The 22931-nt window shown below is 73.9% G+C and carries 20 protein-coding genes; 8 read left to right on the forward strand and 12 right to left on the reverse strand.

Translation table 11 applies throughout. From position 1 onward, the window contains the following. Nucleotides 1-153: 153 nt before the first annotated feature. The gene (locus tag ACH4XV_RS43690) at nt 154-513 is read right to left on the reverse strand and encodes a hypothetical protein (protein ID WP_395799337.1); all 360 of its coding nucleotides are present in this window, start codon (nt 511-513) and stop codon (nt 154-156) included. Between the two features lie 338 nt (nt 514-851). On the opposite strand from ACH4XV_RS43690, the gene ACH4XV_RS43695 reads away from it, so the two are divergent. Both ACH4XV_RS43695 and ACH4XV_RS43700 read left to right on the forward strand, forming a co-directional pair. Continuing rightward, a complete protein-coding gene (locus ACH4XV_RS43695) occupies nt 852-1061 on the forward strand; it encodes a Trm112 family protein (RefSeq protein ID WP_395799339.1) in 210 nt (69 codons plus the stop codon). Beyond that, nucleotides 1058-1828, forward strand: a complete 771-nt coding sequence (locus tag ACH4XV_RS43700) for an FkbM family methyltransferase (RefSeq protein WP_395799341.1) — start codon at nt 1058-1060, stop codon at nt 1826-1828. The genes ACH4XV_RS43695 and ACH4XV_RS43700 overlap by 4 nt, the downstream gene beginning before the upstream one ends. Before the next feature lie 175 nt (nt 1829-2003). On the opposite strand, the gene tatA is transcribed toward ACH4XV_RS43700, so the two are convergent. The 5 genes from tatA to ACH4XV_RS43725 all read right to left on the reverse strand — a co-directional run bounded on the left by tatA (nt 2004) and on the right by ACH4XV_RS43725 (nt 6475). Next, nucleotides 2004-2270, reverse strand: coding sequence for a Sec-independent protein translocase subunit TatA (gene tatA, locus ACH4XV_RS43705; protein ID WP_395799343.1), 267 nt, complete (start codon nt 2268-2270; stop codon nt 2004-2006). A gap of 116 nt (nt 2271-2386) precedes the next feature. After that, a complete protein-coding gene (locus ACH4XV_RS43710; protein WP_395799345.1) occupies nt 2387-5224 on the reverse strand; it encodes an HAD-IC family P-type ATPase in 2838 nt (945 codons plus the stop codon). Further along, the gene (locus ACH4XV_RS43715; protein WP_380027237.1) at nt 5208-5567 is read right to left on the reverse strand and encodes an ArsR/SmtB family transcription factor; all 360 of its coding nucleotides are present in this window, start codon (nt 5565-5567) and stop codon (nt 5208-5210) included. The genes ACH4XV_RS43710 and ACH4XV_RS43715 overlap by 17 nt, the downstream gene beginning before the upstream one ends. A gap of 159 nt (nt 5568-5726) precedes the next feature. Then, nucleotides 5727-6185: a cation:dicarboxylate symporter family transporter gene (locus ACH4XV_RS43720; protein WP_395799423.1), complete on the reverse strand. Its 459-nt coding sequence runs from the start codon at nt 6183-6185 to the stop codon at nt 5727-5729. Then, nucleotides 6161-6475 carry a cation:dicarboxylate symporter family transporter gene (locus ACH4XV_RS43725; protein ID WP_395799348.1) on the reverse strand — a complete coding sequence of 105 codons (315 nt, stop codon included), beginning with the start codon at nt 6473-6475 and terminating at the stop codon, nt 6161-6163. The genes ACH4XV_RS43720 and ACH4XV_RS43725 overlap by 25 nt, the downstream gene beginning before the upstream one ends. A 260-nt stretch (nt 6476-6735) precedes the next feature. Here ACH4XV_RS43725 and ACH4XV_RS43730 point away from each other — a divergent pair, with 260 nt between their 5' ends. Next, entirely contained in the window at nt 6736-8370 is a 1635-nt protein-coding gene (locus ACH4XV_RS43730; RefSeq protein ID WP_395799350.1) for an ATP-binding protein, read from the forward strand. Continuing rightward, a complete protein-coding gene (locus tag ACH4XV_RS43735) occupies nt 8367-9065 on the forward strand; it encodes a response regulator (RefSeq protein WP_395799352.1) in 699 nt (232 codons plus the stop codon). The genes ACH4XV_RS43730 and ACH4XV_RS43735 overlap by 4 nt, the downstream gene beginning before the upstream one ends. Nucleotides 9066-9146: 81 nt before the next feature. Here the strand turns inward: ACH4XV_RS43735 and ACH4XV_RS43740 are convergent, their stop codons facing one another. After that, nucleotides 9147-10034: a polysaccharide deacetylase family protein gene (locus ACH4XV_RS43740; protein WP_395799354.1), complete on the reverse strand. Its 888-nt coding sequence runs from the start codon at nt 10032-10034 to the stop codon at nt 9147-9149. A 278-nt stretch (nt 10035-10312) separates the two neighbouring features. Here ACH4XV_RS43740 and ACH4XV_RS43745 point away from each other — a divergent pair, with 278 nt between their 5' ends. The 3 genes from ACH4XV_RS43745 to ACH4XV_RS43755 all read left to right on the forward strand — a co-directional run bounded on the left by ACH4XV_RS43745 (nt 10313) and on the right by ACH4XV_RS43755 (nt 14320). Beyond that, nucleotides 10313-10783 carry a VOC family protein gene (locus ACH4XV_RS43745; RefSeq protein WP_395799356.1) on the forward strand — a complete coding sequence of 157 codons (471 nt, stop codon included), beginning with the start codon at nt 10313-10315 and terminating at the stop codon, nt 10781-10783. 86 nt (nt 10784-10869) lie between these two features. Continuing rightward, nucleotides 10870-11475, forward strand: coding sequence for a TetR family transcriptional regulator (locus tag ACH4XV_RS43750; RefSeq protein ID WP_395799358.1), 606 nt, complete (start codon nt 10870-10872; stop codon nt 11473-11475). A gap of 175 nt (nt 11476-11650) precedes the next feature. Further along, entirely contained in the window at nt 11651-14320 is a 2670-nt protein-coding gene (locus ACH4XV_RS43755) for a LuxR C-terminal-related transcriptional regulator (protein WP_395799360.1), read from the forward strand. Nucleotides 14321-14351: 31 nt separating this feature from the next. Here the strand turns inward: ACH4XV_RS43755 and ACH4XV_RS43760 are convergent, their stop codons facing one another. The 5 genes from ACH4XV_RS43760 to ACH4XV_RS43780 all read right to left on the reverse strand — a co-directional run bounded on the left by ACH4XV_RS43760 (nt 14352) and on the right by ACH4XV_RS43780 (nt 21260). After that, nucleotides 14352-17042 carry an acyl-CoA dehydrogenase family protein gene (locus ACH4XV_RS43760; protein WP_395799362.1) on the reverse strand — a complete coding sequence of 897 codons (2691 nt, stop codon included), beginning with the start codon at nt 17040-17042 and terminating at the stop codon, nt 14352-14354. A gap of 261 nt (nt 17043-17303) precedes the next feature. After that, entirely contained in the window at nt 17304-18065 is a 762-nt protein-coding gene (locus ACH4XV_RS43765) for a hypothetical protein (protein ID WP_395799364.1), read from the reverse strand. A 314-nt stretch (nt 18066-18379) separates the two neighbouring features. Beyond that, nucleotides 18380-19066, reverse strand: coding sequence for a GerMN domain-containing protein (locus ACH4XV_RS43770; protein ID WP_395799366.1), 687 nt, complete (start codon nt 19064-19066; stop codon nt 18380-18382). After that, nucleotides 19063-20583, reverse strand: coding sequence for an ATP-binding protein (locus ACH4XV_RS43775; RefSeq protein ID WP_395799368.1), 1521 nt, complete (start codon nt 20581-20583; stop codon nt 19063-19065). Before ACH4XV_RS43775 ends, ACH4XV_RS43770 begins: the two co-directional genes overlap by 4 nt. Beyond that, nucleotides 20580-21260, reverse strand: a complete 681-nt coding sequence (locus ACH4XV_RS43780) for a response regulator (protein ID WP_395799370.1) — start codon at nt 21258-21260, stop codon at nt 20580-20582. Before ACH4XV_RS43780 ends, ACH4XV_RS43775 begins: the two co-directional genes overlap by 4 nt. Before the next feature lie 122 nt (nt 21261-21382). Between ACH4XV_RS43780 and ACH4XV_RS43785 the strand changes: the two genes are divergently transcribed. Next, nucleotides 21383-22696: a D-alanyl-D-alanine carboxypeptidase family protein gene (locus ACH4XV_RS43785; RefSeq protein WP_395799372.1), complete on the forward strand. Its 1314-nt coding sequence runs from the start codon at nt 21383-21385 to the stop codon at nt 22694-22696. Nucleotides 22697-22931 lie beyond the last annotated feature (235 nt).

Genomic DNA, 22931 nt, shown 5'->3' on the forward strand with positions numbered 1-22931 from the left:
CGGCGGATTCGTGCTGGAAAAGCGGGCGTTGAGCGGTCTGCCCACGCTCACCGTCGGCCACCCGCTGCGCACGATCGGGCTGCTCCTGCGCAGTGCGCCGTGGCTGCTCGGCTCGCTCGCCCTCGCCGCCGGCTTCGCCGCCCAACTCGCCGTCTACCGCGCCCTGCCGCTCGCCGCCGCACAGGGCATCCTGGTCGCCGGCCTGGTGCTGCTGCTCGTGTTGTCCTCGGTGGTGCTGGGCGAGCGACCCTCCGCTCGGGAGCGCGCGGGCGTGCTTGCCGTCATCGTCGCACTGGCGATGGTGGTCGGCTCGCTGCGGTCCTCGGACACCGTCGGCGACCACGCCCCGGTCGGCCGGCTCCTGGCCGTGTGCCTGCCGGCCCTGGTCGGGTCGGCGTGGCTGTACGCGGCGGCGGGCCGCCGGGCCCGGGATCCGGGTCGCCCGCCCGCCACCGGCGTCGAGTACGGCGTGGCGTTGGGCCTGCTGTACGGCGTGAGCTCGCTGGCGATCAAGGGCGTCTCCGGCCGAGTGGGCACACACGACCCCGGCGGCCGGGTGCTGGAACTGCTGCGCTCGCCCTACCCGTACCTGCTCGTCGGCACCGGCGCGGCCGGTTTGGTGTTGTCCCAGACCGCGCTGCAACGGTGCCGGGCGTCGTTGATCGTGCCCGTGTGCACCACGGTGTCCGCCCTGTTCACCGCCGTGCTCGGCAGTGTCGCCTTCGACGAGGCGCCGCCGCACGATCCGCCGCGGCTGGCGCTGCGCGTGGCCGGCACGGTGCTCGTCGGCGCCGTCCTGCTCGTTCTGCCCCGGCACGACCGAGTCCCCGTCCCGGAAGAGGAGTCGCCCGATGGAACCCGACAATCCGCTGCTCCGGATCCTGGCCTGCCCGCTGGACAAGGGCCCGTTGACCCTGCTGGTCGCGGAGGACGCGTTGTACAACCCGAGGTTGCGCCGGCGCTATCCGATCGTGGCGGGCATCCCGCAGTTGTTGCCGTCCTCGGGCGTGCCGGTCTCCGACGACGAGCACGCGCGGATCACCCGCCGGAGCGCGCCGTGACGCTCGCCGCCCGGATCGGTCCCCGGGTGCCGCCGAAGCTGGTCACCACCGCCGTCGACGTGCTGTATCCGCGCTTCGAACCGGAGTTGCGCCGGCTCGCCGACTTCGTCCCGGCCGGCGGCACGGCCGTGGACGTGGGCGGCTGGTACGGGCCGTGGTCGCGGCGCTTGGCGCGGCGCGCGGACCGGGTGGTGACCGTGGAACCCGTGCCGCACCTGGCCCGACTGCTCGCCGAGGGCGCCCCGGCCAACATGCGGGTGGTGGCCGCCGCCGCGGGCGATCGGGCCGCGGACACCGTGTCGTTGTGGTTGCCGCCGGGCGACCGGGGCGATCGGGGCGTGTCGTCGCTGGTCCGCCGGGAGATCCACGACCGGGCACTGGAGGTGCCCTGTGTGCGGCTCGACGATCTGGAGCTGACCGGAGTGGTCTTCGTCAAGATCGACGTGGACGGCAGCGAATCGGCGGTACTGCGAGGGGCGGAGCAGATGTTGCGCCGCGATCACCCGGCGCTGTTCATCGAGTTGGAGACGCGCATCGGATCACCGGCGCCCGTGCTCGACCTGCTCGGCGAACTCGACTACGCGGGTTGGGTATTGCCGGGACGGCACTGGTTGCCGCTGGCCGGGTTCGACCTGGCCGGGCATCAGTCCCGGACCGCGCATGTGGCCGAACGCGGGTTGTTGCGCCGGACGTTGGCCCCGTTCAGTCGCCGCTACGTCAACTCGGTGCTGTTCCTGCCGAAGTCGCGCCGGCCCGGCGAGGGTTGACGTCCGCCCCCGTCACAGCGGGCCGTGGTCGTGGGCGTAGATGGCCGCGTGGGTGCGATCGCGCAGGCCGAGGCGCGACAGGATCCGGATCACGGGCCACCCGTGCGGCGTCGTCGACGCGGCACGGGTGGCGTCCGGGTGTCCGCCCCGTTAGGCGGGCGCCGGGTTCGGCGCCTCAGCGGACGTTGGGATTGGCCGGCTCGCGCTCGGCGGTCGTGCGGACGGTGTCGGCGGCGCCGGGCGCGCTTCGTACCGCGCGGGCCGAGGTCTGCGCCGGCTGCGTGGTGTCGTCCTCGCGCATGGCCTTGGCCTCGCTCTTGAGGATGCGCATGGACCGGCCCAACGCCCGTGCGGTGTCCGGCAGTTTCCGGGATCCGAACAGGACGATCACCACGATCGCCAGGACCAGCAGGTGTCCGGGCTCCAACCCGTTGCGCAACATCGCCACTCGCCTACTTCCACGTCGCGGGCCCGCCGCCGCGCCCGACGCCGGGCAGCCCGATGAGGACACCATACTTGCCGCCTTGCGCAACTGTACAACTTCAGTATTGTCGAGGGTCAGCGGCGCGCCGCCCGCCGCCGGTCGTAGCGCCGGCGCACCAGCGTCAACGCCCCCGCGTACAGCGCGAGCACGCCCGCGAGCACCGGGTAGTAGCCGATCGGCAGCGACGCCATGCCCAGCGCGGGGGCCACCGGGGTCAGCGGCAACAGCACGCCGATCGCGGCCAGTCCGGCGGAGGCGATCAGGATCGGCCTCGACGCCCGCCGCCCGGCGACGCCGCGTCCGGTGCGCAGGAGCAGGATCACCAGTGCCTGGGTGAGCAGGTTCTCGGTGAACCAGCCCGCGTGGAACGCCTCCTGGTCCACCTCCCCGCCGTGCCGCACCATCAGCACCAGGACCGTGAAGGTGGCGAGGTCGGCGACCGCGTTGAGCAGGCCGAAGCCGGTGATGAAGCGCATCAGGTCGCGCGGGTGCAGCGCGCCGGGGCGGCGCAGCGTGCCGGCGGCCGGGCGGTCGAACACGAAGGCGGCCTGGGCGGCGTCGAAGCACAGGTTCTGCACCAGGACCTGCGCGGGGAGCATCGGCAGGAACGGCAGCAGCAGTCCGGCCATCAGCATCGCGATCACGTTGCCGAGGTTGCAGGACAGCGTGATCCGCAGATAGCCGGCGATCGCGCCGGTGCCGCGCCGACCGGCCACGATCGCCTCGTCGATGGCGCCGAGGTCCTTGGACACCAGCACCACGTCGGCCGCCTCGCGCGCCACGTCGACCGCGTCCCGGGGGCAGATCCCCACGTCGCAGGCGTGCAGCGCGGGCAGGTCGTTGACCCCGTCGCCGAGGAATCCGGTGGTGTGGCCGGCGGCCCGCAGCGCGCCGACGATGCGGGCCTTGTGCGCGGGCGTACAGCGGGCGAACACGGTGTGCGCGGCGGCGAGCCGGCCCAGTTCGGCGTCGTCGAGCGCGTCGATCCGCTCGGCGGTGACCACCTCGCCGGGGTCCAGGCCCAGGTCGCGGCAGACCCGGGCGGCGGTGCCGGGCAGGTCGCCGGTGAGCACCTTGACCGCGACGCCGCGATCGGCGAGCACCGCGAGCGCGTCGGCGGCGGTGTCGGCGAGCGCGTCGCGCAGGCCGACGAAGCCGATCAGGGTCAGTGCGCCCGCGTCGAGGGCGGTCTCGGGGTCGGTGTCGGCGGGCCGCTCGGTCAGCGCGACCGCGAGCAGCCGCAGGCCGTCGGCGGCCAGTTCCTCGGCCAGGCGCAACGCGTCGGCCCGGGCGGCGGCGTCCAGGGGCCGCTCCCGGCCGTCGAGCCGGACCCGCGCGCAGCGGTCGAGTACGTCGTCCACCGCGCCCTTGACCACCACGCTCAGCGGGCCCGGACGTCCCGGGCGCCGGACCACCGCGCACGAGGTGCGGCGGACGGGGTCGAACGGCGACGCGGCGAGGCCGTCGTGGTCGGCGGGGTGGTCCGGGTGGTCCGGGTGCTCCGGCAGCGCGAGGAGCCCGGTCCGTGGCGCGTCCGGCTCGCGCTCGGCGGCCTCCACCTCCCGTGCGCCGGCTTCCTCGTACCCGGTCAGGACCGCCTCGTCCAGCGCGTCCGGCACCGGCGGATCGGCCAGGTGCAGCGTCCACCAGCTGTTCAGCGCGGCCCAGTGCAACACGTCGGGGTCGGCCCGACCGGCCGGGTCCACGTGGCAGTCCAGAGTCGGCCGATCCCGGGTGAGGGTGCCGGTCTTGTCGGTACACAGCACGTCCATCGCGCCGAGGTCGTGCAACGCGGGCAGCCGCTTGACGATCACCTCGTGCTCGCGGGCGAGCAGGCGCGAGCCTCGGGCGAGCGTGGTGGTCACGATCACCGGCAACATCTCGGGGGTCAGCCCGACCGCCACCGCCACCGCGAACGGCAGCGTCGCCAGGCCCCGACCGCGCACCATCGAGTCGGCGAGCAGTACGAGGGCCGGGGTGACCAGCATGAAGCGGATCAGCGTCCAGGAAATCCCATGCACCGAGCGGTCGAACGCGGTCTCCCGGCGGGGTGGGGCCGGGCGCGTGCGCGGGGTACCGGGGAAACGAACGCGGGTACCGGCGAATCGGGTGTCGGCGCCCGTCGCGTAGACCACCGCCGTGCCGCTGCCGGCCGCCACACTGCTGCCCTGGAAGCACAGGTGGGGCCGCGCGAACGGGTCGTCGGCGCCGGGCTCGTCCGGCGGCACGTCCACCGGGTGTTTGGCCACCGGCGCGGAGGCCCCGGTGAGCGCCGACTGGTACACCGTCAGGCCGCTCGCGCGCAGCAGCCGCAGATCGGCCGGGACCAGGTCGCCGGGGCCGAGCCGGATCACGTCGCCCGGTACCAGCTGGTCCACCGGCACCTCACGCGGCGCCGGATCCGCGCGCGGCGGCCCGCCCGAGTGTTCCCGGCGGCGGACGCTCGCGGTGCCGGCGACGAGTTCGCGCAGTGCGGCGGTGGCCCGCTCGGCCCGGTGCTCGCCGGTCGCGCGCAGGGCGCAACTGACCACCACCAGGACCACGATCACGCAGGCGGTGGTCCAGGCGGTGACCGCGGCGGACACCAGGCCGAGGCCGAGCAGGACGGCGGTGAACGGGTCGCGGGCGCTGCGCGCGAAGCGGCGGAGCGGACCGGGCGGGCGTCGGCCGGGGACGGTGTTCTCGCCGTACCGGACCAGTCGGGCCTCGGCCTGCGCCTCCGTCAACCCGCGCGGGCCGCTGCCGAGCAGGCGCAGCACCTCCAACGTGGGCGCGTCGGCGGCGGCCCGGGCCGGGTCCGGTCCGGCGACCTCACGCCGCCGGGGGCCGGGTACCCCGGCGACCGGGTCGTCGAGGCCGGCGGCCGGGCTCGCCGAACCGGATCCGGGTACGACCTCAGGCGCCCAGGCCACGGGACCGTCCCGGCACCGCCCCGGACTCGGCGCGTTCGGCGAGTCGTTCGATCAACCAGCGCACCATGGTCACCACATCCGGGTGGTCGACCAGGTACACCACGCGCCGACCCTCGCGCCGGGAGCGGACCAGGCCGGCCAGTTTGAGCTTGGCCAGGTGCTGGCTGACGGCGGGCAGCGCACCGCCGACCCGCTCCGCCAGCGCGGTGACGTCGCTTTCGCCGGCGGCCAGCGCCCACACGATGTGCAGGCGCGCGGGCGAGGCCAGCAGTCCGAAGGCCGCGGCGGCCTCGGCCAACACCTCGGCCGGCGGGTCCTCGAAGTCGTGGACCGCTGAGGCCACAGTCGTACTCCCGTCCACGTGCGCGGCCGTCGGGTCATCGCCGCCGCGCGGCGCCCGGGTCCCGCGAAAGAACACTCAGTCTAGGGTCGCACCGCGTCACGGAGGGGAACCCGGGGGCCGACCGCCACGCCACGACGCGCGGTGCCGCGGCGCCGGCGCTCAGGCCGGAGTCGGCTTCGTCGTCGACACCAGGGCCGGCGCTTGCTCCGGTGTCGGTGTCGGCGCGGGCTCCGGCTCCGGCTGCGGTGGTGCGATCGGCTCGATCGGGGTGACCCCCGCCAGTACCTTCCGGGCCCGTTCCCGATCCAATACGCCCTCCCACGAGGCCACCACCAGCGATGCCACGCTGTTGCCGCACACGTTGGTCAGCGCCCGGCACTCGCGCATGAACCGGTCGATGCCGAACACCAGCATGATCCCCGCCACCGGCACGTGCCCGACCGTGGACAACGTCGCGGCCGGCACGACGAACCCCGAACCGGTCACCCCCGCCGCGCCCTTGGAGGTCAGCAACAGCACGGCGATCAGGCTCAGTTGTTGCCCCAGGGACAGCGGTGTGTCGGTGGCCTGGGCGACGTAGAGCGCGGCCGGCGTCAGAAGTACACCAGCGACTTCCAGCCGATCCGGCCGGCGCCGCGCAGGCTGTCCACGCCCGCGATGCCGGTGACCACGGTGACGAAGATGATCGGCGTGATCACCATCCTGATCGCGTCGACGAACGTGTCGCCGAGCGGGCGCAGCGACTCGCCGGTGCCGGGCCAGGCGGCGCCGACCACGACACCGGCGAGGATCCCGACGAGTACCCAGACGTAGAGCAGGGTGTCCCAGGGGCGGCGCGCGGGCGGCGGTTCGGTGGGTGGCGCGCCGGGCGTACCGGCGTCGTGGTCGGGCGTGGTGGCCTGGGGCATGGGGGCCTCCCGGTCGGGGACGGGTGTGGCGCCGCCGGCGGTTCGGTGCGCGCCCCGTCGAGGCTCGGACGCATCGGACACATCGGCATAGCGGCATGTCGGCGCGATACGCGTCGTAGCGTGGCGTGGTCGTGGCGCCGATCGGGACTTACGCGCATTACGCGCATGGCGAGAATTCCGCCGAATGCCGGCGAAGTGGGTGAAACCTCGGTAATGGATGTCTTGCCCCGGACCCGGGACGTGCGTCGATAATCTCCGGCATGGCCAACCAGAGCATCGCGCGGCAAGTCCTGCTGTGGCAGCTCGCCCTCGTCCTGCTCCTTGTCGCGACCGGCTCCGGCGTGGCGCTGCACGCCGTGCACCGGTCGGGCGCGCAGACCGCCCGGGAGCGCGCGCTCGACGTGGCGCGCACCCTGGCCCGATCCCCGGGTCTGGCCGAAGCGGCCGGCTCGGCGGACCCGACCGCCCGCCTCCAGCCGATGGCCGAGACCATCCGCAGAGAGAACAAGGTCGACTTCGTGGTGGTGATGAGCGTCGAGGGCATCCGGTACACCCATCCGGACCCGACCCGGATCGGCAAGACCTTCCTCGGCCACATCGACGGCGCCGCGCACGGGCGGACCACCACGGAGACGTACACCGGCACCCTGGGCCCGTCGGTGCGGGCCGTGGTCCCGGTCCTCGGCCCCGACGGTCGGCCGGTGGCGCTGGTCTCGGTCGGTGTGACCAATCGCCGGGTCGATGCGCTGGTCGGCGCGGAGATCCCGCTCGTGCTCACCGTCGCGGCCGCCGCGCTGGCGCTGGCCTGTGCGGCGAGCATGGCGGTACACCATCGGCTGCGCCGGCAGACGCTGGGGCTCGGGCCGGTCGAGCTGCGGCGGGTGTACGAGCACCACGACGCCGTGTTGCACGCGGTGCGCGAGGGGCTGGCGGTGGTGGACGCGCACGGTCGGCTGGTATTGGCCAACGACGAGGCGGTGCGCCTGCTCGCGCTGCCGGCCGACTTCGAGGGCCGGCACGTGGGCACGCTCGACCTGGACGAGTCGCTGGCCGACACCCTCGCCTCGGGCCGCACCGTGGCGGACCAGATCCACCTGTGCGGCACCCGTGCGCTCGCGGTCAACGTCAGCCCGACCGGGCGCGACGGGCGGATGGTGGCCACCTTCCGGGACCACACCGAACTGCGGGCGCTGGTAGGCGAGTTGGATCAGGTACGCGGCTTCGCCGACGCACTGCGCGCGTCCGCCCACGAGGCGGGCAACCGGCTGCACACGGTCGTCGCGCTGGTCGAACTGGGGCGCGCCGAGGAGGCGATCCGGTTCGCCACCGGGGAACTGGCCGCCGCCCAGGACCTGGCCGACGAACTGACCAACGCGGTGTCCGAACCAGCCCTGGCCGCACTGCTGTTCGGGAAGCACGCGCAGGCCGCCGAGCGCGGCGTGCAGTTGACGGTGACGGGTGGGCCGGCCAACGACGACACGGACGCCGACCCGTTGGACGCGCTCGCCGCCCGCTTCGATCCGCGCGATCTGGTCACCGTGCTGGGCAATCTGGTCGACAACGCGATCGACGCCGCGGTGTCCGCGCCGCCGCCGCGCACGGTGCAGGTGACGGTGGGCGTCGACCCGGACACCGACGGCGCGTTGCTGCTACGGGTGGCGGACAGCGGGCCCGGGATCGACGAACCGCTCACCACCCGGGTGTTCGAGCGCGGCTGGAGCACCAAGGAGGCGTACGGATCGCAGGGACGCGGGCTCGGCCTGGCCCTGGTCCGTGCCACGGTGGCCCGGCACGCGGGCAGCGTGGAGGTGGCGCGCGGCCCTGACGGCGGCGCGGTGTTCACCGTCCGGCTGCCCGCCGCCGTACCGCGACCGCGTTCGGAGGAGGACGCGTGATCCGCACCCTGGTGGTCGAGGACGACCCCGTACTCGCCGACGCGCACGCGGTGTTCACCGACCGCGTCCCCGGCTTCGAGATCGCCGGCGTCACCGGCAGCGGCACCGAGGCGCTGCGCCTGTTGTCCACGCGCCGGGTCGACCTGGTCCTGCTCGACCTGTACCTCCCGGACCTGCACGGCCTCGACCTGTGCCGGAGCATGCGCGCGCGGGGCCACGAGGCCGACGTGGTCGCGGTCACCTCGGCACGCGATCTGCGCCTGGTGCGCTCGGCGGTGTCGCTGGGCGTGGTGCAGTATCTGCTCAAGCCGTTCTCGTTCGCCGCGTTCCGCGAACGCCTGGACGGCTACGCGGAATACCGCCGCCGCATCGCCGAGGTCGACGCCCCCGCGGCGGCGGGCGGCCAACACGCGGTCGACGGCGCCTTCGCCGCCCTACGCGGCACCTCCGAGTCGCCCCCGCTCCCCAAGGGTCTGGCCGCAGCCACATTCGAGGCCGTCGTGGCCCAACTCGGCACCGGCACAGCCACCTCGGCCGCCGAGGTAGCCACCGCACTGGGCATCTCGCGCCCCACCGCCCGCCGCTACCTGGACCACCTGTCCGCCCGCCGCCTGGTAACCCGCGAACCCCGCTACGGGGGCGCCGGCCGCCCGGAGTACATCTACCGCCGGCACCGACCCGACACGAACAACTAGGCCCTGTCCGGCCGGCACCACTCGGGGGGCGGCCACGGCTCCTGGCCTCGCCCGGCGGCGGCTCGCGGGGGCCGTGCCGGCTCAGGGCTGCGGGGCGTCCGACAGGCGGACGAACTTGTATCCCTGCTCAAGGAGTTCGGGCACGGCCAGGCGGATCCCGGCCGCTGTGCCGCCGCGTGGGTGATTGAAGTGGCCGATCACCACCGAACCCGGGCGTACGTCGCGCATGGCCTTGCGGACCTGTTCGGGGGTGAAGGTGGCCCCGCCGTCGGCGTTCACGTGGAAGCTCGCGAAGCGCTCACCGAGGTCGGTGACGATCCTTGCCGCCACGTCGTCGCAATACGCCGTCCCGGAGCGGAAGAACTTCGGTGGATGGCCGAGGAGTTCGGTGAGCCTGGCCCGGTTTCCGGAGACCTCGTCGTACACCTCGCCCGCGTCCTTGGTCCCGGGGATCCCGTACGCGGAGCGCCCGGACACGGACAGCGGCAGGTGCCGGGTGCCGTGATTGGCGATCTCGAACAGCGGATCGGCGGCCAGTTGCCGCAGCACGGCCGGATTCTCGTCGATCCAGCGGGAGTTGACGAACAGCGTCGCGGGCACGGAGCGTTCGTGCAGGAAGTCGATCAGGGCCCGGTCGTATTCGCTGCCGCCCTTGCCGCCACAGGCGTCGAAAGTCAGCGCGGCCACCTTGGCGTTGCCCGGCAGCCGGGACAACGACCCGGGGACCTCGAGGCCCCAGCCGGTGGGTGTCTGCTTCCCGTACCGGGCGACGATCTCCGCGCGGGTCGGACCGGCGGTGGCCGGCGCGGTCGCGGTGGGCCGGGGCGTATCGCCGCCGGGCGGCGCGGGCCTCCCGGCGGCGGGCGGGGGCGGAGCCGTCGTGGGCGCGGCGCTCTTCCCCGACTCCGAACACCCCGCCAGCAGCCCACCGAGCGCAGCCGCCAACACCACCCGCCGGCCCACATCCATCGCGCCGCTCCTCCACCAGACCCGCCCGCGCGACGCCACCCGCCACACAGCGCTCACCCTAGAAGACCACGGCCCCGGCACCTCGCCGCCGGCCCGGCCATCACGCAGCCGTGTGCGCATGAACCGGGCCGACCCGCACCGTGCAGGTCGGGCGTCGGCGTGCGGTGGCCCTGTAGACGCCTCGCGCCCGAGCGGAAAGTGGCCGTGGGCGGTCGTTGTCACCCGAGCGGTGGTCGTGGTGGGCGTTGGTTGTCGGAGGTGCCGGGTAGCGTGCGCGCATGGCCCCCCGTATCGATTTCACGCTCGACTGTGCCGATGCCCTGCTCCTGGCCGGCTTCTGGAAGACCGCGCTCGACTACATCGACGAGCCGCCGCCCGCCCCGTTCAAGACCCGCCTGGAGTGGATGGCCCACGTCGCACCCGACGAGGAGATCGTCGGCGGCGTGATCACGGACGCGGCCTGGTTGTGCGACCCCGACGGCGTCGGGCCCCGGCTGGGGATCCTGACCGTTCCGGAGCCGAAGACGGTGAAGAATCGGCTGCACCTGGACATCCGGGTCCCGTGGCACCCCGACGCGGCGGAGCGGTGGGCGCGCGTCCAGGCGAAGTCCGCGCAGTTGGTCGAGGCGGGCGGCCGGGTGTTGGCCGAGTACGCCGGCCATCACGTGACGATGGCCGACCCCGAGGGCAACGAGTTCTGCGTCGCGGTGGGCCCCGCCCCGGCCCCGGCCGCCCCCGCCCGCGACTGACCGGACACGCCGCGCGGCCCCGACGCCCGGTCGGGGCGCGAACAGTACGCTGGTCGGACGCCGAGTATCCGAGCATGAGGTGTCCGATGACGTCGTCCTCCCCCACAGCGCCGACGGTCGGAATCCGGGAGCGCAAGAAGGCCCGGACGCGCGCCACCATCCAGGGCGCGGCGCTGCGGCTGTTCGACGAGCGGGGCTACGACGCGACCACGGTCGAGCAGATCGCCGAGGCGGCCGAGGTGGCGCCGAGTACGGTCTTCCGCTACTTCGCCGCCAAGGAGGACCTGGTCCTCTCCGACGCCTACGACCCGGTGTTCCTGGAGTCGTTGCGCAGCCGGCCCGCGGAACTGCCGCCGATCCCGACGCTGCGGGCGGCGCTGCGCGAGACGTTGGCCACGCTGACCCCCGACGAACTCACCGAGGCGCGGCGGCGAACCGTCCTGATGTTGTCGGTGCCGACCCTGCGCGGACTGAGCTTCGCCAACTTTGTCGAGGTCATGCGCACGGTCACCGCGCTGCTCGCGGAGCGAACCGGGTACGGCGCCGACGATCCGGCGATCCGGGCACTCACGGGCGCCGCGTTCGGCATCATGCTGGACACGATGGTGCGTTGGGCGGACGAACCGGACCTGGACCTGATCGCCACCCTCGACGACGCCCTCGCCCGCCTGGAGGCGGGCCTCCCGCTTTAGCGCTACAGCCCGCAACCCCCAGCCCAGCGCAACCCGGCGGGCCGTCGCGGGCGTTCCGGGCCCAGACCTTCCCGCCACGGATGATCTCCCCTACAGTCACTACGGGTCAATGGCCGACTACCGATGGTTGACTTGTTCGATGTGACCGGGGTTTCATGCACCGGTGGGAGAACGTGTGCAGGCCGACATTTGGGGGCGCGCGGAGGCCATGGAGTTCATCGAACGAGGTCCGGAATTCGGCAGGTTACGCACCGCGCTCAAGGAGTGCGGCGAGGCGCAGGGCGGCATCGTCCTGATCGAGGCGGGGGTCGGCTGCGGCAAGACCGAGACGTTGTCCTGGGTCGGCGACCGGGCCGGCGACATCGGCGCACTGCTGCTGACCGCGACCGGATCGCGCAGCACGAGCGGGCAACCACTGGGTGTTCTCCGCCAGTTCCTGGACGGCCCGGCCCTGCCCGCCGAACTCGCCGCTCCGCTGGCCGAGATGCTCGACGACGGGGACGCGCCGCGCGCGGGCCGCCGCCTCACCACCGCGCTGCACGACGTCGCGCATCGGCACCCGATCGTGGTGTGCGTGGACGACCTCCAGGACGCCGACTCCGCGTCCGTCCAATGCCTGCTGCACCTGGGCCGCCACTCCGCCCGGGCCCGGGTTCTGGTGCTGTTCGCCCGCTCCCCCGGCCCGGCGCTACAGGACCCGCAGTTGGACACGGAGTTCCTGCGCCAACCGGCACTGCGCCGGATCCGGCTCGCCCCGCTCAGCCCGGCCGGAGTGGCCGAGTTGTCGGCCGTGGGCTTCGACCCGCCGGGACGGGAGCATGCCGACGAGGTCCACGAAATCACCGGCGGCAACCCGCTGTTGCTCCGCGCGCTGGTCGAGGAGTTGCGGTCGGCGACCGAACGCCCCGCCACGACCGCGCTGCGGCCCGCGCCCGGCGGCCCGTACAGCCAGGCGGTACGCGCCTGTCTGCGGCGCGGTGGCGGCGGCATGTGGCGAGTGGCCAAGGCGCTGGCGATCCTGGGCGCACCCGCGTCCGCCGAGGTATCGGGCGCGCTCGCCGGCACCACCCCGGTGGCCACCGCACAGGGCCTGGGCGCCCTGGCCGCCGCCGGCCTGATCGAGGACGACCGCCTGCGTCGAGCGGCCCGAACCGCGCTGCTGGACAGCCTGGATCCGGCCGAGCTGGGCGCGCTGCACCGCCGGGCAGCCACGATCCTGCGGCACGCGGGTGCCCCGGCGGCGCGGACGGCCCGGCACCTGCTCGCCGCGCGCGATGTCCCGGACCCGTGGGCGGTGGGCGTGTTGCGCGAGGCCGCCGAGGAGGCGCTGTCCCGGGACCGGGCCCGACGTGCCGTCGACTACCTGGAGTCGGCCGCCGAACAGTGCCGTGACCCCTCGGTCCGGGCCGAGATCCATGTGCGACTGGCCGAGATCTCCTGGCGGCTCAACCCGAGCGCCGCCGAACAGCGTTGCCTGGGCGAACCGTTGACCGCGCTCGCGGTCGGCGACCTGCCGGAGTCGAGCATGGCCTCGGTGGCCCGGCAGTTGCGCGCCCATGGCCGACTCGACACGGCGCGCGAGGTGTTCGACCGGCTCCGCAAGCGCACCGACCCCCGGGCCGAGTGGGTCGAACACGTCGATTCGGACGTGCCGTTCCCGTGGTCGGACGAACCCGGCCCGAGCGCGTCCGCGACCGATCCGGCCGAGCGGCCGGAGGCCGCCGAACAGCTTCTGCGCGTGTCGGGGCTGACGGACGTGACGCTGTTCCCGATCGTCACCGCCGCGCGGTTGCTGGTCGCCCGCGACCGGGCGGGCGTCGCGGAGGCGCACTGCCGGGACTTCCTCGCCGAATCGATCCGGCGCGAAGCCCCCGGCTGGGTGGCGGTGTTCGCCTCGGCGTGTGCCGAAGCGGCGCTGCATCAGGGGCGGTTGCCGGACGCGGAAGGCTACGCGCGCCAGGCGATGGCGGCGATGCCCGAGCACACCGGCAGCCTGTACCTCGGCGGCCCGCTGGCCGGGCTGATCTCGGTGTACACCGCGATGGGCGACTACGAGGCCGCGGCCCGTCACGTGAACCGGCCGGTCACCAAGGCGCTGTACTCCAGCCTGCACGGCCTCACCTACCTCCGCGCCCGGGGCCGCTTCCATCTGGCCACCGACCGGGCCCGCGCGGCGCTCGCCGACTTCCTGCACGCCGCCTGGCTGGTCCGCGCCTGGCGGGTGGACGAGCCGTTCCTGATCCCTTGGCGGACCGACGTCGCCGAGGCGCTGTTGCGCCTGGACGAGACCGAGCGCGCCCGGCGGTTGGTGGTCGAGCAGTTGCGGCTGTGCGGTCCCGGGGGCGGCCGGGTCCGCGGCACGGCGTTGCGGCTGCGGGCGATGACGGTGGACGTCGCCGAGCGCCCGGAACTGCTCACCCAGGCGGCCGAGGCACTGCGCCGCTCCGAGGACCCCCTGGAACTGGCCCGCACCCTCGAAGCCCTGGCCGAGTCGTATCGCGCCCGGGCCGAGCCGGCCCGCGCCGCGACGCTGCAAAGCCGCGTCTGGCACCTCACCCGTGACTGCGGCGCCCGCCCGCGCAACCGCGCCGTCGCGCACGCCTACGCCGACCTGCTCACCGCCTCCACCGCCACCCCCACCACCGGCGACACCAACCTCAGCGAATCGGAGAAGCGCGTGGCGGCGCTCGCCGCCTGCGGATACAGCAACCGGGGCATCTCGGAGGAACTGTTCATCACGGTCAGCACCGTCGAGCAACACCTGACCAGGGTCTACCGAAAGCTCGACATCAAGAACCGCCGAGAACTCCCGTCCCACCTCCGCACGGGCCTCCACAGGGTCTGATCGTTCGCGGTCGTCGAGGTCGCCGAAGGTGTCAGACGCGGGCCGGCAGGCCGAGGGAGTGGGCCAGTAGGTCGTGGTGCAGGTCGTCGGTGTCGCCGGCGGGGGTGTAGTGCGGGGCGGGCCACAGTTCCGGCTCGAAGCCTCCGGCTCCCGGCGCGCCCGGGGCGCCGGCGCCCAGGACGGCTGCGGGGCCGAGGAGTTCGAGGCCGATCGGACCGAAGTCGGCGGCCAGTTCGGCACCGAGTACCCGTGCCGCCGAGGCGTGCAGACGCGGATGCTCCGCCCGGCCGCCCGGTGCGGGTACCGCCGCCGCGGTGGCCAGGAGCCGCACCGCCTGGGTCCGCACGGCCAGTTCGGCCACCGCGGCCCGGGCCGCGGACCCACGGGCACCCGCCACGGGCCGCGTGCCGGCGCCCGCGCGCAGCAGTCCGATCAGGTCCGTCAGGCGACGATGCAACGTGGCCGCGACGTCGCCGAGCAGGATCGGCTCGGCGACGAACGTCTCGGCGACCGGCGCCCAACCACCGCCCACGGTCCCGATCCTGGCCGAGTCCGACACCCGGACCTCGTCGAGCAACACGATGCACCCGCGTTCGCCGGCCGGCGAACGATGCGGTCGCAGCAGTACGCCGGGCGCGTCGGTGGGCACCAGAAAGACGGTGAGCCCGGCACGGGGCGACTCGACGTCGCCGTCGGTACGGGCCACCAGCCACATCCGGTCGGCGCGATGTGCGTCGGCGGTCCATATCCGCGCGCCGGTCAGGATCCAGTCGTCCCGCTCGCCGGCACCGGTACGGACCGCACTCGCCCGCACCGCGGCCGGATCGAAGTCGGCCTCGGACCACCGGTATCCCAACGCGATCCGGATCGTTCCCTCCCGCAACGCGGGCAACAGCCGCGCCCGCTGCCGCGCCGAGCCGTACCGGGCGATCGCCGGGCCGAACACGGTGGCGGTGGTCAGCGCGTCCAGGATCGGCAGCCGCAGCCGGCAGACCTCCTGCCGAAGCGCGAACCGTTCCGCGGCAGTTACCCCACCCCCACCGTCCGCCCCCGACCACCCGAGCGCAAACCACCCATGCCCGGCAGCCTCCGCCACGACGGCAGGATCGTCAACGCCCTCACCATCCGCCGAGGCAGCAAAGCAGCCCCCACCAACCCCCCCAAAACCAGACCGCACAAAGGCGCCCCGCCCGAAGGCCCCCGCGGCCGAGTCGGACACACCTGAAGCAGACGCGGACGCGGCGGACGGCGGCGCGCCCGACACGGACGTCGGCGCTGCGGACACAGGCGCGGCGGACGCGGTGGCGGGGTCCTGCGAGGCGGACAACAGCGACGGCGTTGCCGAACCCGACGCGTACGCCGCCGCGTTCGTGGCCTCCGACCCCGACTCCGACCCCGTCTGCCGCCTCGGAGTCGAATGCGGCTCCGATTCCGACTCCAACTCCGCCTCCTCCGAACCCGGTTCCCGCTTCGGTTCCGTCCCCCGCTCCGATCCCGATCCCGTGTCCGGCGCCCCCTCCGAGCCCGACCCCGCCGCCGACGCCGTCGGTCCCCACCGCCCCGAGGCCACCTTTCGGCACGCCTCCCGCACGGCCTCGCCGTCCGGGCCCAGCCACGGGTCCGGCAGCGTGGGCGTGCGAACACCTGTCCCGTGCGCGGCGGGGCCCGCTGCGGTGTCGCCGCTCGGGGTCTCCTCCAGCAGCCGATCCGCCGCGTCCCCGCCGGGCGCCGCGAATGCGCGCAGGCAGGCCAGGTCGGCCCGTACTCGATGGAACAACCACGGCGTCTCGTGTTCGTCGGAGCAGCCGGCCACGGCCGGCTCATGGTGCGCGCCGAACCGTACACGCGGCGCGACCCGCCGGATCTGCGCGACGGCCAACTCGGCGGCGATCGCCCAATCACCCGCGCCCTCCGCATAGCGCCGCACGGCGTCGGCGATCAACAGATCGCCCGCGCCCAGTTCCATACGATCGGCCCGCTGCCGCACCGCGGCAAACGCACCCACCGGCTCGCCGGCCCGAGTTCGCACCCTGGCGTGCGCGAGCGCCGCCCCCGCCACGCGTTCCGCGGCGCCGAGCGCCCGCGCAGCCCAGCCGAGCCGCAACACCGTCACCGCACGATCGGCCTCGGCGGCGGAGAGTTCGAGGTAGGCCAACGCCGAGCCGAGGCGGGCCCGGGTCCACCCCGGCACCGCCAAGTCCTCGACCGGGTCGACCGCCTCGATCCGATGCAGCCCCATCGGCCCACCACCGGGCGGCAGTTGCAGGACGTGGCTGGCGACGTCACCCGCCTCGACCAGGCAACCGGCCCCCGGCAGCCCCGGATCACCCGGCAACGCCGTCGCCACCCGGACGCCGCCGTCGCCGATCGCCGTGGCCAGCCCGACATGTTCGGCGAACAACCGTGCCGCGACGAATCCCGCCGACACCGGCAGCGGACACGCGGCCCGCCCGAGCACCCGGGCCAGGGTGATCGAGGCGGCGAGATCGTCCTCGCGCCCGAGGTCGAACCAGCCGTGCCCGGCGCCCATTTCCCACAGCCGATCCAGATCTCCCGTCGGCGCGGTGGCTGCCCCTCCCCAGTGCCGGGCGATCAGCCCCGCCGCGACCTCCGCGAACCCCTCGTCCCCGGTCAAGTCTTCGGCATCGGCGGACATCCCACCCCCCGCCAACCCTTCGGTCCCGGCAAACCCCTCGACCTCGTCCCGGCGCGACACATGCATGGCGCGGCTCCCTTCGGCGATGGCCCCGGAGCGCGCCCGCGAACTCCAGCCGATTCGACGGGAGTTCGCGGACGGTGATCCGGTGCGTACGGTGACCCGGCGCGTACGGCGCTCCCGGATCCCCTCCGGCGGCCGACGCGACCCCCCGCACTCGGTCGTGGCTTGCCGGGCCGTCGCTGGGCACGACGACCCGGCGGTCAACCGGTTGGCCAGGCCAGCGTATGAACCCGACCACGACCGGGGGAACCCCTGACCCGGCCCTTACCTCGCCTCCGACCGCCCCCTACTCGATCCGGGGTGGCCAATCACCCCACCGCCCGCCCCCGGCATGAACACGAGCGCGACGATCAACCCGAGCACCGCGACGCCGCCCGACACGAGCAGGGCCAGATCCATCCCGTGCACGAACGCCCCCCGCACCGAGGCCGCCATCGGCGCCGAGCCGACCCTGCCCGCGACCTCCGCGCCGCCGAACACCCCGGAACGGGCGGTGTGCAGGTCGGCGGCGGACAGATCCGGCACCCGCAGCCGATCGCGATACCCGGTCAGCGCCACACTGCCCACAATCGCCGAACCGAACGGCGCACCCACCTTGTTCGCCGCCTGCAACACCGCGACCTCCACCCCGCTGCGGCCCTCCGACACCTCCGACAGCGCGGCGGATGTCGACGTCGCCATCGCCGGCCCCATCCCCGCCCCGATCACCAACCCGCCGATGATCGGCAACAATCGCGCGCCCGAACCCATCGCGTCGGTGCCCCGCACCGCCTGGAAGTACTGCGGCATCGTGAACAACACTCCGATGTTCGCGAACACCGCGATACCGATCAGCACCACACCCCACGTGTACGACCTCGACGCGAATACCCGCAGATCCAGCAGGGGTTGCCCACCGCGCCGACACCCGAGCCGGTGCTCATATCGCCCGAACGCGGCGAGCAGCACCAGGCCGCCGCCGATCGACCCCCAGGCCCACGCGTCGTCCCAGCCGTGCTCCCCCGCCCGAATCAACCCGAGGGTCACCCGAAGCCGTCGCCTCCAGGTCCCCCGCCAACCTCGGCAGGGCCACACTCAGCACGGTGCCATCCAGCCCCACCGCCAACATGGCCAGACTCAACGCGGCCAACGCCCACCACCTGCGCCGCCCGACACCGACCGCCCCCGCCGCCGCGGTATCCGACGCCTCGCCCACCGTTTCCGTCGCGCCCATGTGCTGCTCCCTCGTCGAGGCTCGACTCACCTTGAGAGCAGACACTCTTTTCGGAGTCGGCTCCGATTTCGGAGCCTACGCGCGTTGATTCTCGCGTTGGATTCAGCAGCGACAGCAGGCCCCTTGATCAGCCGACCGGCGGGACAGGCGGAAGGCGACCGGGGGCCACCTGCTCGGCGGTCTCCGGCCCCGAGCCGGGCCGACGAGGCGGGAGCGCGCTCGCGGAGCCGCCGGAGGTACCGACGAGCGACGTCGGGCAGGCCCGGTTCTCGGCGCGCTGGACGGGGGTGATCACCGAGACCGCGCCCGAGCCGCCGCCGGGGAGGTTGCGGCTGCCGGCCGTCGCGGCGGTGCAGATCACCTGCTCCAGCGCGGTCTCGCCGAGCGGACTCGCGCCGGCCAGCTCCACCCGGAGCGTGCCGTACTCGACCACCGTCACCCGCGCGGGGCCGACCCCCGCCGGGATCGCCGTACTCACACCCGTCAGCGTCTCCTCACGCGTCGGCCCCGCGAGCAGCAGGTCGATCGCGGCCTGCGGACTGTCGCCGCCGGACGAGGTGCGCAACTCGGGGACGACCCGGTGGGCGTCGACCATGTACACGTACACCCCGCTCGGATGATTCGCGTCGGCGGGCGGAATGATCCCGTCGGCCGGCTGACCCGCCTCGATCGCGCCGGTGGCCGGAATCCCGCAGCCGACCCCGACCGCGAGCAACACCGCAGCCAGGAACGGCAGTCGCAGTCGGGCGTCCCCGTGCCCGTGCCTCGTACCCATTTGCATCCGCACCTGCATCCGCAGCGGCCGCACTCTCATCCGTCCTCCCGGCCTTCGGTGCCGACACGGGCATGGCGAGGCAGTTCCACCGTGAACTCCGCACCTCCGTCGGGCCGGTTCGCCGCCCGGATGAGCCCGTCGTGCAGCCGGACGTTCTCCAGCGTGATCGCCATGCCCAGGCCACTGCCGGAGGAGCGGGTGCGCGCCGCATCGGCCTTGAAGAAACGCTCGAAAACCCGTTCCAGGGTCTCCGCGGCGAGGCCGGGGCCCCGGTCGGCGACGGTGAGTACCACCCAGTCGCCGTCGTCGCGCCGCTCGGCCGCCAGCGCCACCTCCACCGGCGGCGCACCGTGGCGCAGCGCGTTGCCGACCAGGTTGGCCACCACCACGTCCAGCCGCCGCGGGTCGACCTCGGCCCGGATACCCTCCGGCAGCCGGGTCGTCACCGCGTCCCGCCATCCCCGCGCGGCCAGGCAGCGGCGAACCGCCTCCGCCATGTCCAACTCGTCCACGTGCAGCGCGGCGGCGCGCGCGTCGAAGCGGGAGATCTCCATCAGGTCGTCGACCAGCCGGGTGAGCTTGCCGGTCTCCGAGGAGATCAGCCGCAGCGCCGCGGCCGTGTCGGGGTCCAGGTGTTCGGCCGCGGCATCCTCGTCCAGTACGTCGGTCACCGCGGTCATCGCGGCCAGCGGGGTGCGCAGTTCGTGGGAGACGTCCGCGGCGAACGCCCGGGCCCGCGCCTCCAGCCGGCGCAGCCGCGCGTCGTGTTCCTCCAGCGCCGCCGCGGTGTGGTTGAAGTCCTGGGCCAGCTCGGCGAGCTCGTCCCCACCCTTGACCTGGAGCCGGGTGTCCAGGCGGCCCCGGGCCAGTCGCCGGGTGGCCCGTTGCAGGGCCCGGACCGGGCGCAGCACGCCGCCCGCGACGATCAGCGCCAGGACCAGCGCGGCCAGCACCGCGGGGATGGCGCCGTTGCGCGCGGCGCGGACCAGGGCGGCCTCCTCCTCCACCTGGGTCTGCATCGGCGTCATCACGTAGACCTCCACCCCGGAGGCGGTGGTCCGGCCCGTGCCACTGAAGGCGATCGGCACACCGACCGCGAGCAGCACCCGTCCGTTGCGGCGCACCCGTTGGAAGGCGGTCGCGGTGCGCCCGGCGACGGTGCCCCGCAGTTCGGTGGGGATCTGGCTCGGCCCGAAGTCGCGAGTGGTCGTCGCCCACATGTCCCGATATCCGACCGCCACCGCCCAGTGGTCGGTGCGGGTGCGGGGGTCCACGAGCGCGGCGATCCGCTCCAGCGCGGCCTGGTCGGGCGGGTACGGCGTCAACCGCGCGACGGTCTGGACCCGGTCGCGTACCGAGTGCACCGTCGAGTCCTGGGCCCGCTGCAACATCGCGCCGCGCGCCTCGCGGTAGGTCAGCGCGGCCGTCGTCAGCGCGGCGAACATGGCCACCAGCAGACAGGCCGCCGCCAGCCGTACCCGCAGGCCGCGCAGCCCGCGCAGTACCGCACGCGGCGTCGCACGCAGCCCGCGCAGCACGGCACCGGACCCACTCACAGCGGGCCGAACCGATAGCCGAAGCCGCGCACGGTCTGGATGTATCGGGCGGGCCGCTCCGCGTCCTCGATCTTGATCCGCAGACGTTTGACACACGCGTCCACCAGTCGGCTGTCGCCCAGGTACGGGTGTTCCCAGACCGCTTCGAGCAGTTGGCCACGGCTGAACACCCGGCCGGGGGCGGCGGACAGCGCCAGGAGCAGCCGCAGTTCGGAGGGGGCGAGGGGGATCGGCCGGCCGGCCTTGGACACGGTCAGCGCGGTGCGGTCCAGGGTCAGGTCGCCGTGCACCTCCCGGCGGCCGGCGGGCGTGGCCGAGTCGGCGCGCCGCAGGACCGCGCGGATCCGCGCCTCCAGGACCCGGGACTGCACGGGCTTGACCACGTAGTCGTCGGCGCCGGCTTCCAGACCCACCACGATGTCCATGTCCTCGTCGCGCGCGGTCAACATGATCACCGGCAGCGTGCCGGCCCGCCGGATCCGCCGGCACACCTCGAAGCCGTCGATGCCGGGCAGCATCACGTCCAGCACGACGAGGTCGGGATCGAATTCGGCCACCCCGGCCAGCCCCTCCTCGCCGCTGTGCCGCACCTCGGCGGTGTAGCCCTGCCGGCGCAGCCCGAGGGCCAACCCCTCGGCCACCGCGGGGTCGTCTTCGATCAACAGCACACGAACCATTGGGTCAGTATCGAACAGCCCCCCGCCCCGAATCCCGCACCACCGGCCGATCGCGCGGGTTGTGACACAACGGTCTTGTTCCCGGCCGAATGCGGTCATCCGAGGTCGCCATGGTCGACCCCATGAAACCTCACGACATCGCCGCCACGCAGGCGACCGCCCCGAAAACAACGAAAGCCGGCGCCGACGCACTCAACGACAGCAGGGCCCACCACGCCGGGGTCTCCGGCCCCGCCCGGGTGCCGGTCGCCGCCGGCCGTATCACCGACCACGTCGCGGGTTCGGCTCCCACGTCGGTCCCGGTCACCGCCGCCTTTGTCTTTGACCCCGCCGCCGGTCCGGCCGCCGCCACCGGCCGGGGCCCTGGCTCGGTTCCCGCCGCCGCAACGACCGCCGACGACTGCGTCGCCGCTGCCGGCCCCATACCCGCCGACGCGACCCCGCTTTCCGCGACCTTCGCCCCCGCCGCCGGCGCCGGCCGTCGCACCTCCGCGAAGCGCCGCGCCGCTCTCGCCGGTCGCCGTCGGTCGTTGCGAGGTCCCGCCACGCTCGTCGTCGGGGCGTTGATCGCGCTGGTCGCCGGTTGTGCGGACGATGCCGGGCCGGCCACCCGGACCGCGCCGGTGACCGCGACCGTCTCCGCCACCGACGGCGACCTCACGCTCCAACCCGATTGGCCCAAGGACGGCCAGGCGGCGCTGTCCGTGGACGGCGCCCGCACGCCGCTCACCTCCGGCACCGCCAAGCCGACGCCGACCGCGAGTGTGGCCAAGGTGATGACGGCGTACGTCTTCCTCAAGGCCAAGCCGCTCGCCGCCGGCAGCTCGGGACCGTCCTTCACCATCTCCGCCGAGGAAGCCGCCCGTTCCGCCGACCGGCTGCGTCGCTCGGAGAGCATGACCCCGATCACGGCGGGCGAGACCTTCACCCAACGTCGGGCCCTGGAGGCGCTGATGGTGGTGTCGGCGAACAACATCGCCCACGAGATCGCCCGCTGGGTCGACGGCGGCGACGCGGCATTCGTGGCCCGAATGAACCGCACCGCCCGCGAATTGGGCATGACGAACACCACGTACACCGATCCCAGCGGCTTCGATCCGGCCACCGTGAGCACCGCCGCCGACCAGGTCAAGCTGTTCGGCGCGGCCATGCGCGACCCGGGCTTCGTCTCGATCGCCGGCGTCCCCTCCTACACCGACTCCGCCCGAGCCACGAAGCCCAACGGGAACTCCCTCCTGGGCCGCGACGGCGTGGTAGCCGGCAAAACGGGCTTCACCACCCCCGCCGGCGCCAACCTGGTCTTCGCCGCCGAACGCCAACTCAACGGACGCAAGCACCTGATCATCGGCGCGGTCATGTCCCAGCACCGGGGCAAGACCGCAGCCGCCGCGATCTCCGAATCCGAAAAGCTCCTCACGTCGGTCGGAAAGCCGTAGACCGTCAACCCCACGCCGCGAGCCGCGAGCCCGCAAGCCGGCAACACCCCCACCCCGCCCACGGCGCCGGCGCGCGAAGCACCCGTCTTCGCGCGCTCACCCACCACGGCACGGCCCCGCCCCACGCCCCACTCCGCCCGCCCCACCCGGCCGAAATTCGATGGCCCCACCCCACCCCGCCTCCTACAGTGACCGAGGCTCGCAAGGCTCGGGACCGGATCGGGCGCGGGGGATA

The sequence above is a fragment of the Embleya sp. NPDC020630 genome, assembly GCF_044334985.1.
Taxonomy (GTDB): Bacteria; Actinomycetota; Actinomycetes; order Streptomycetales; family Streptomycetaceae; genus Embleya.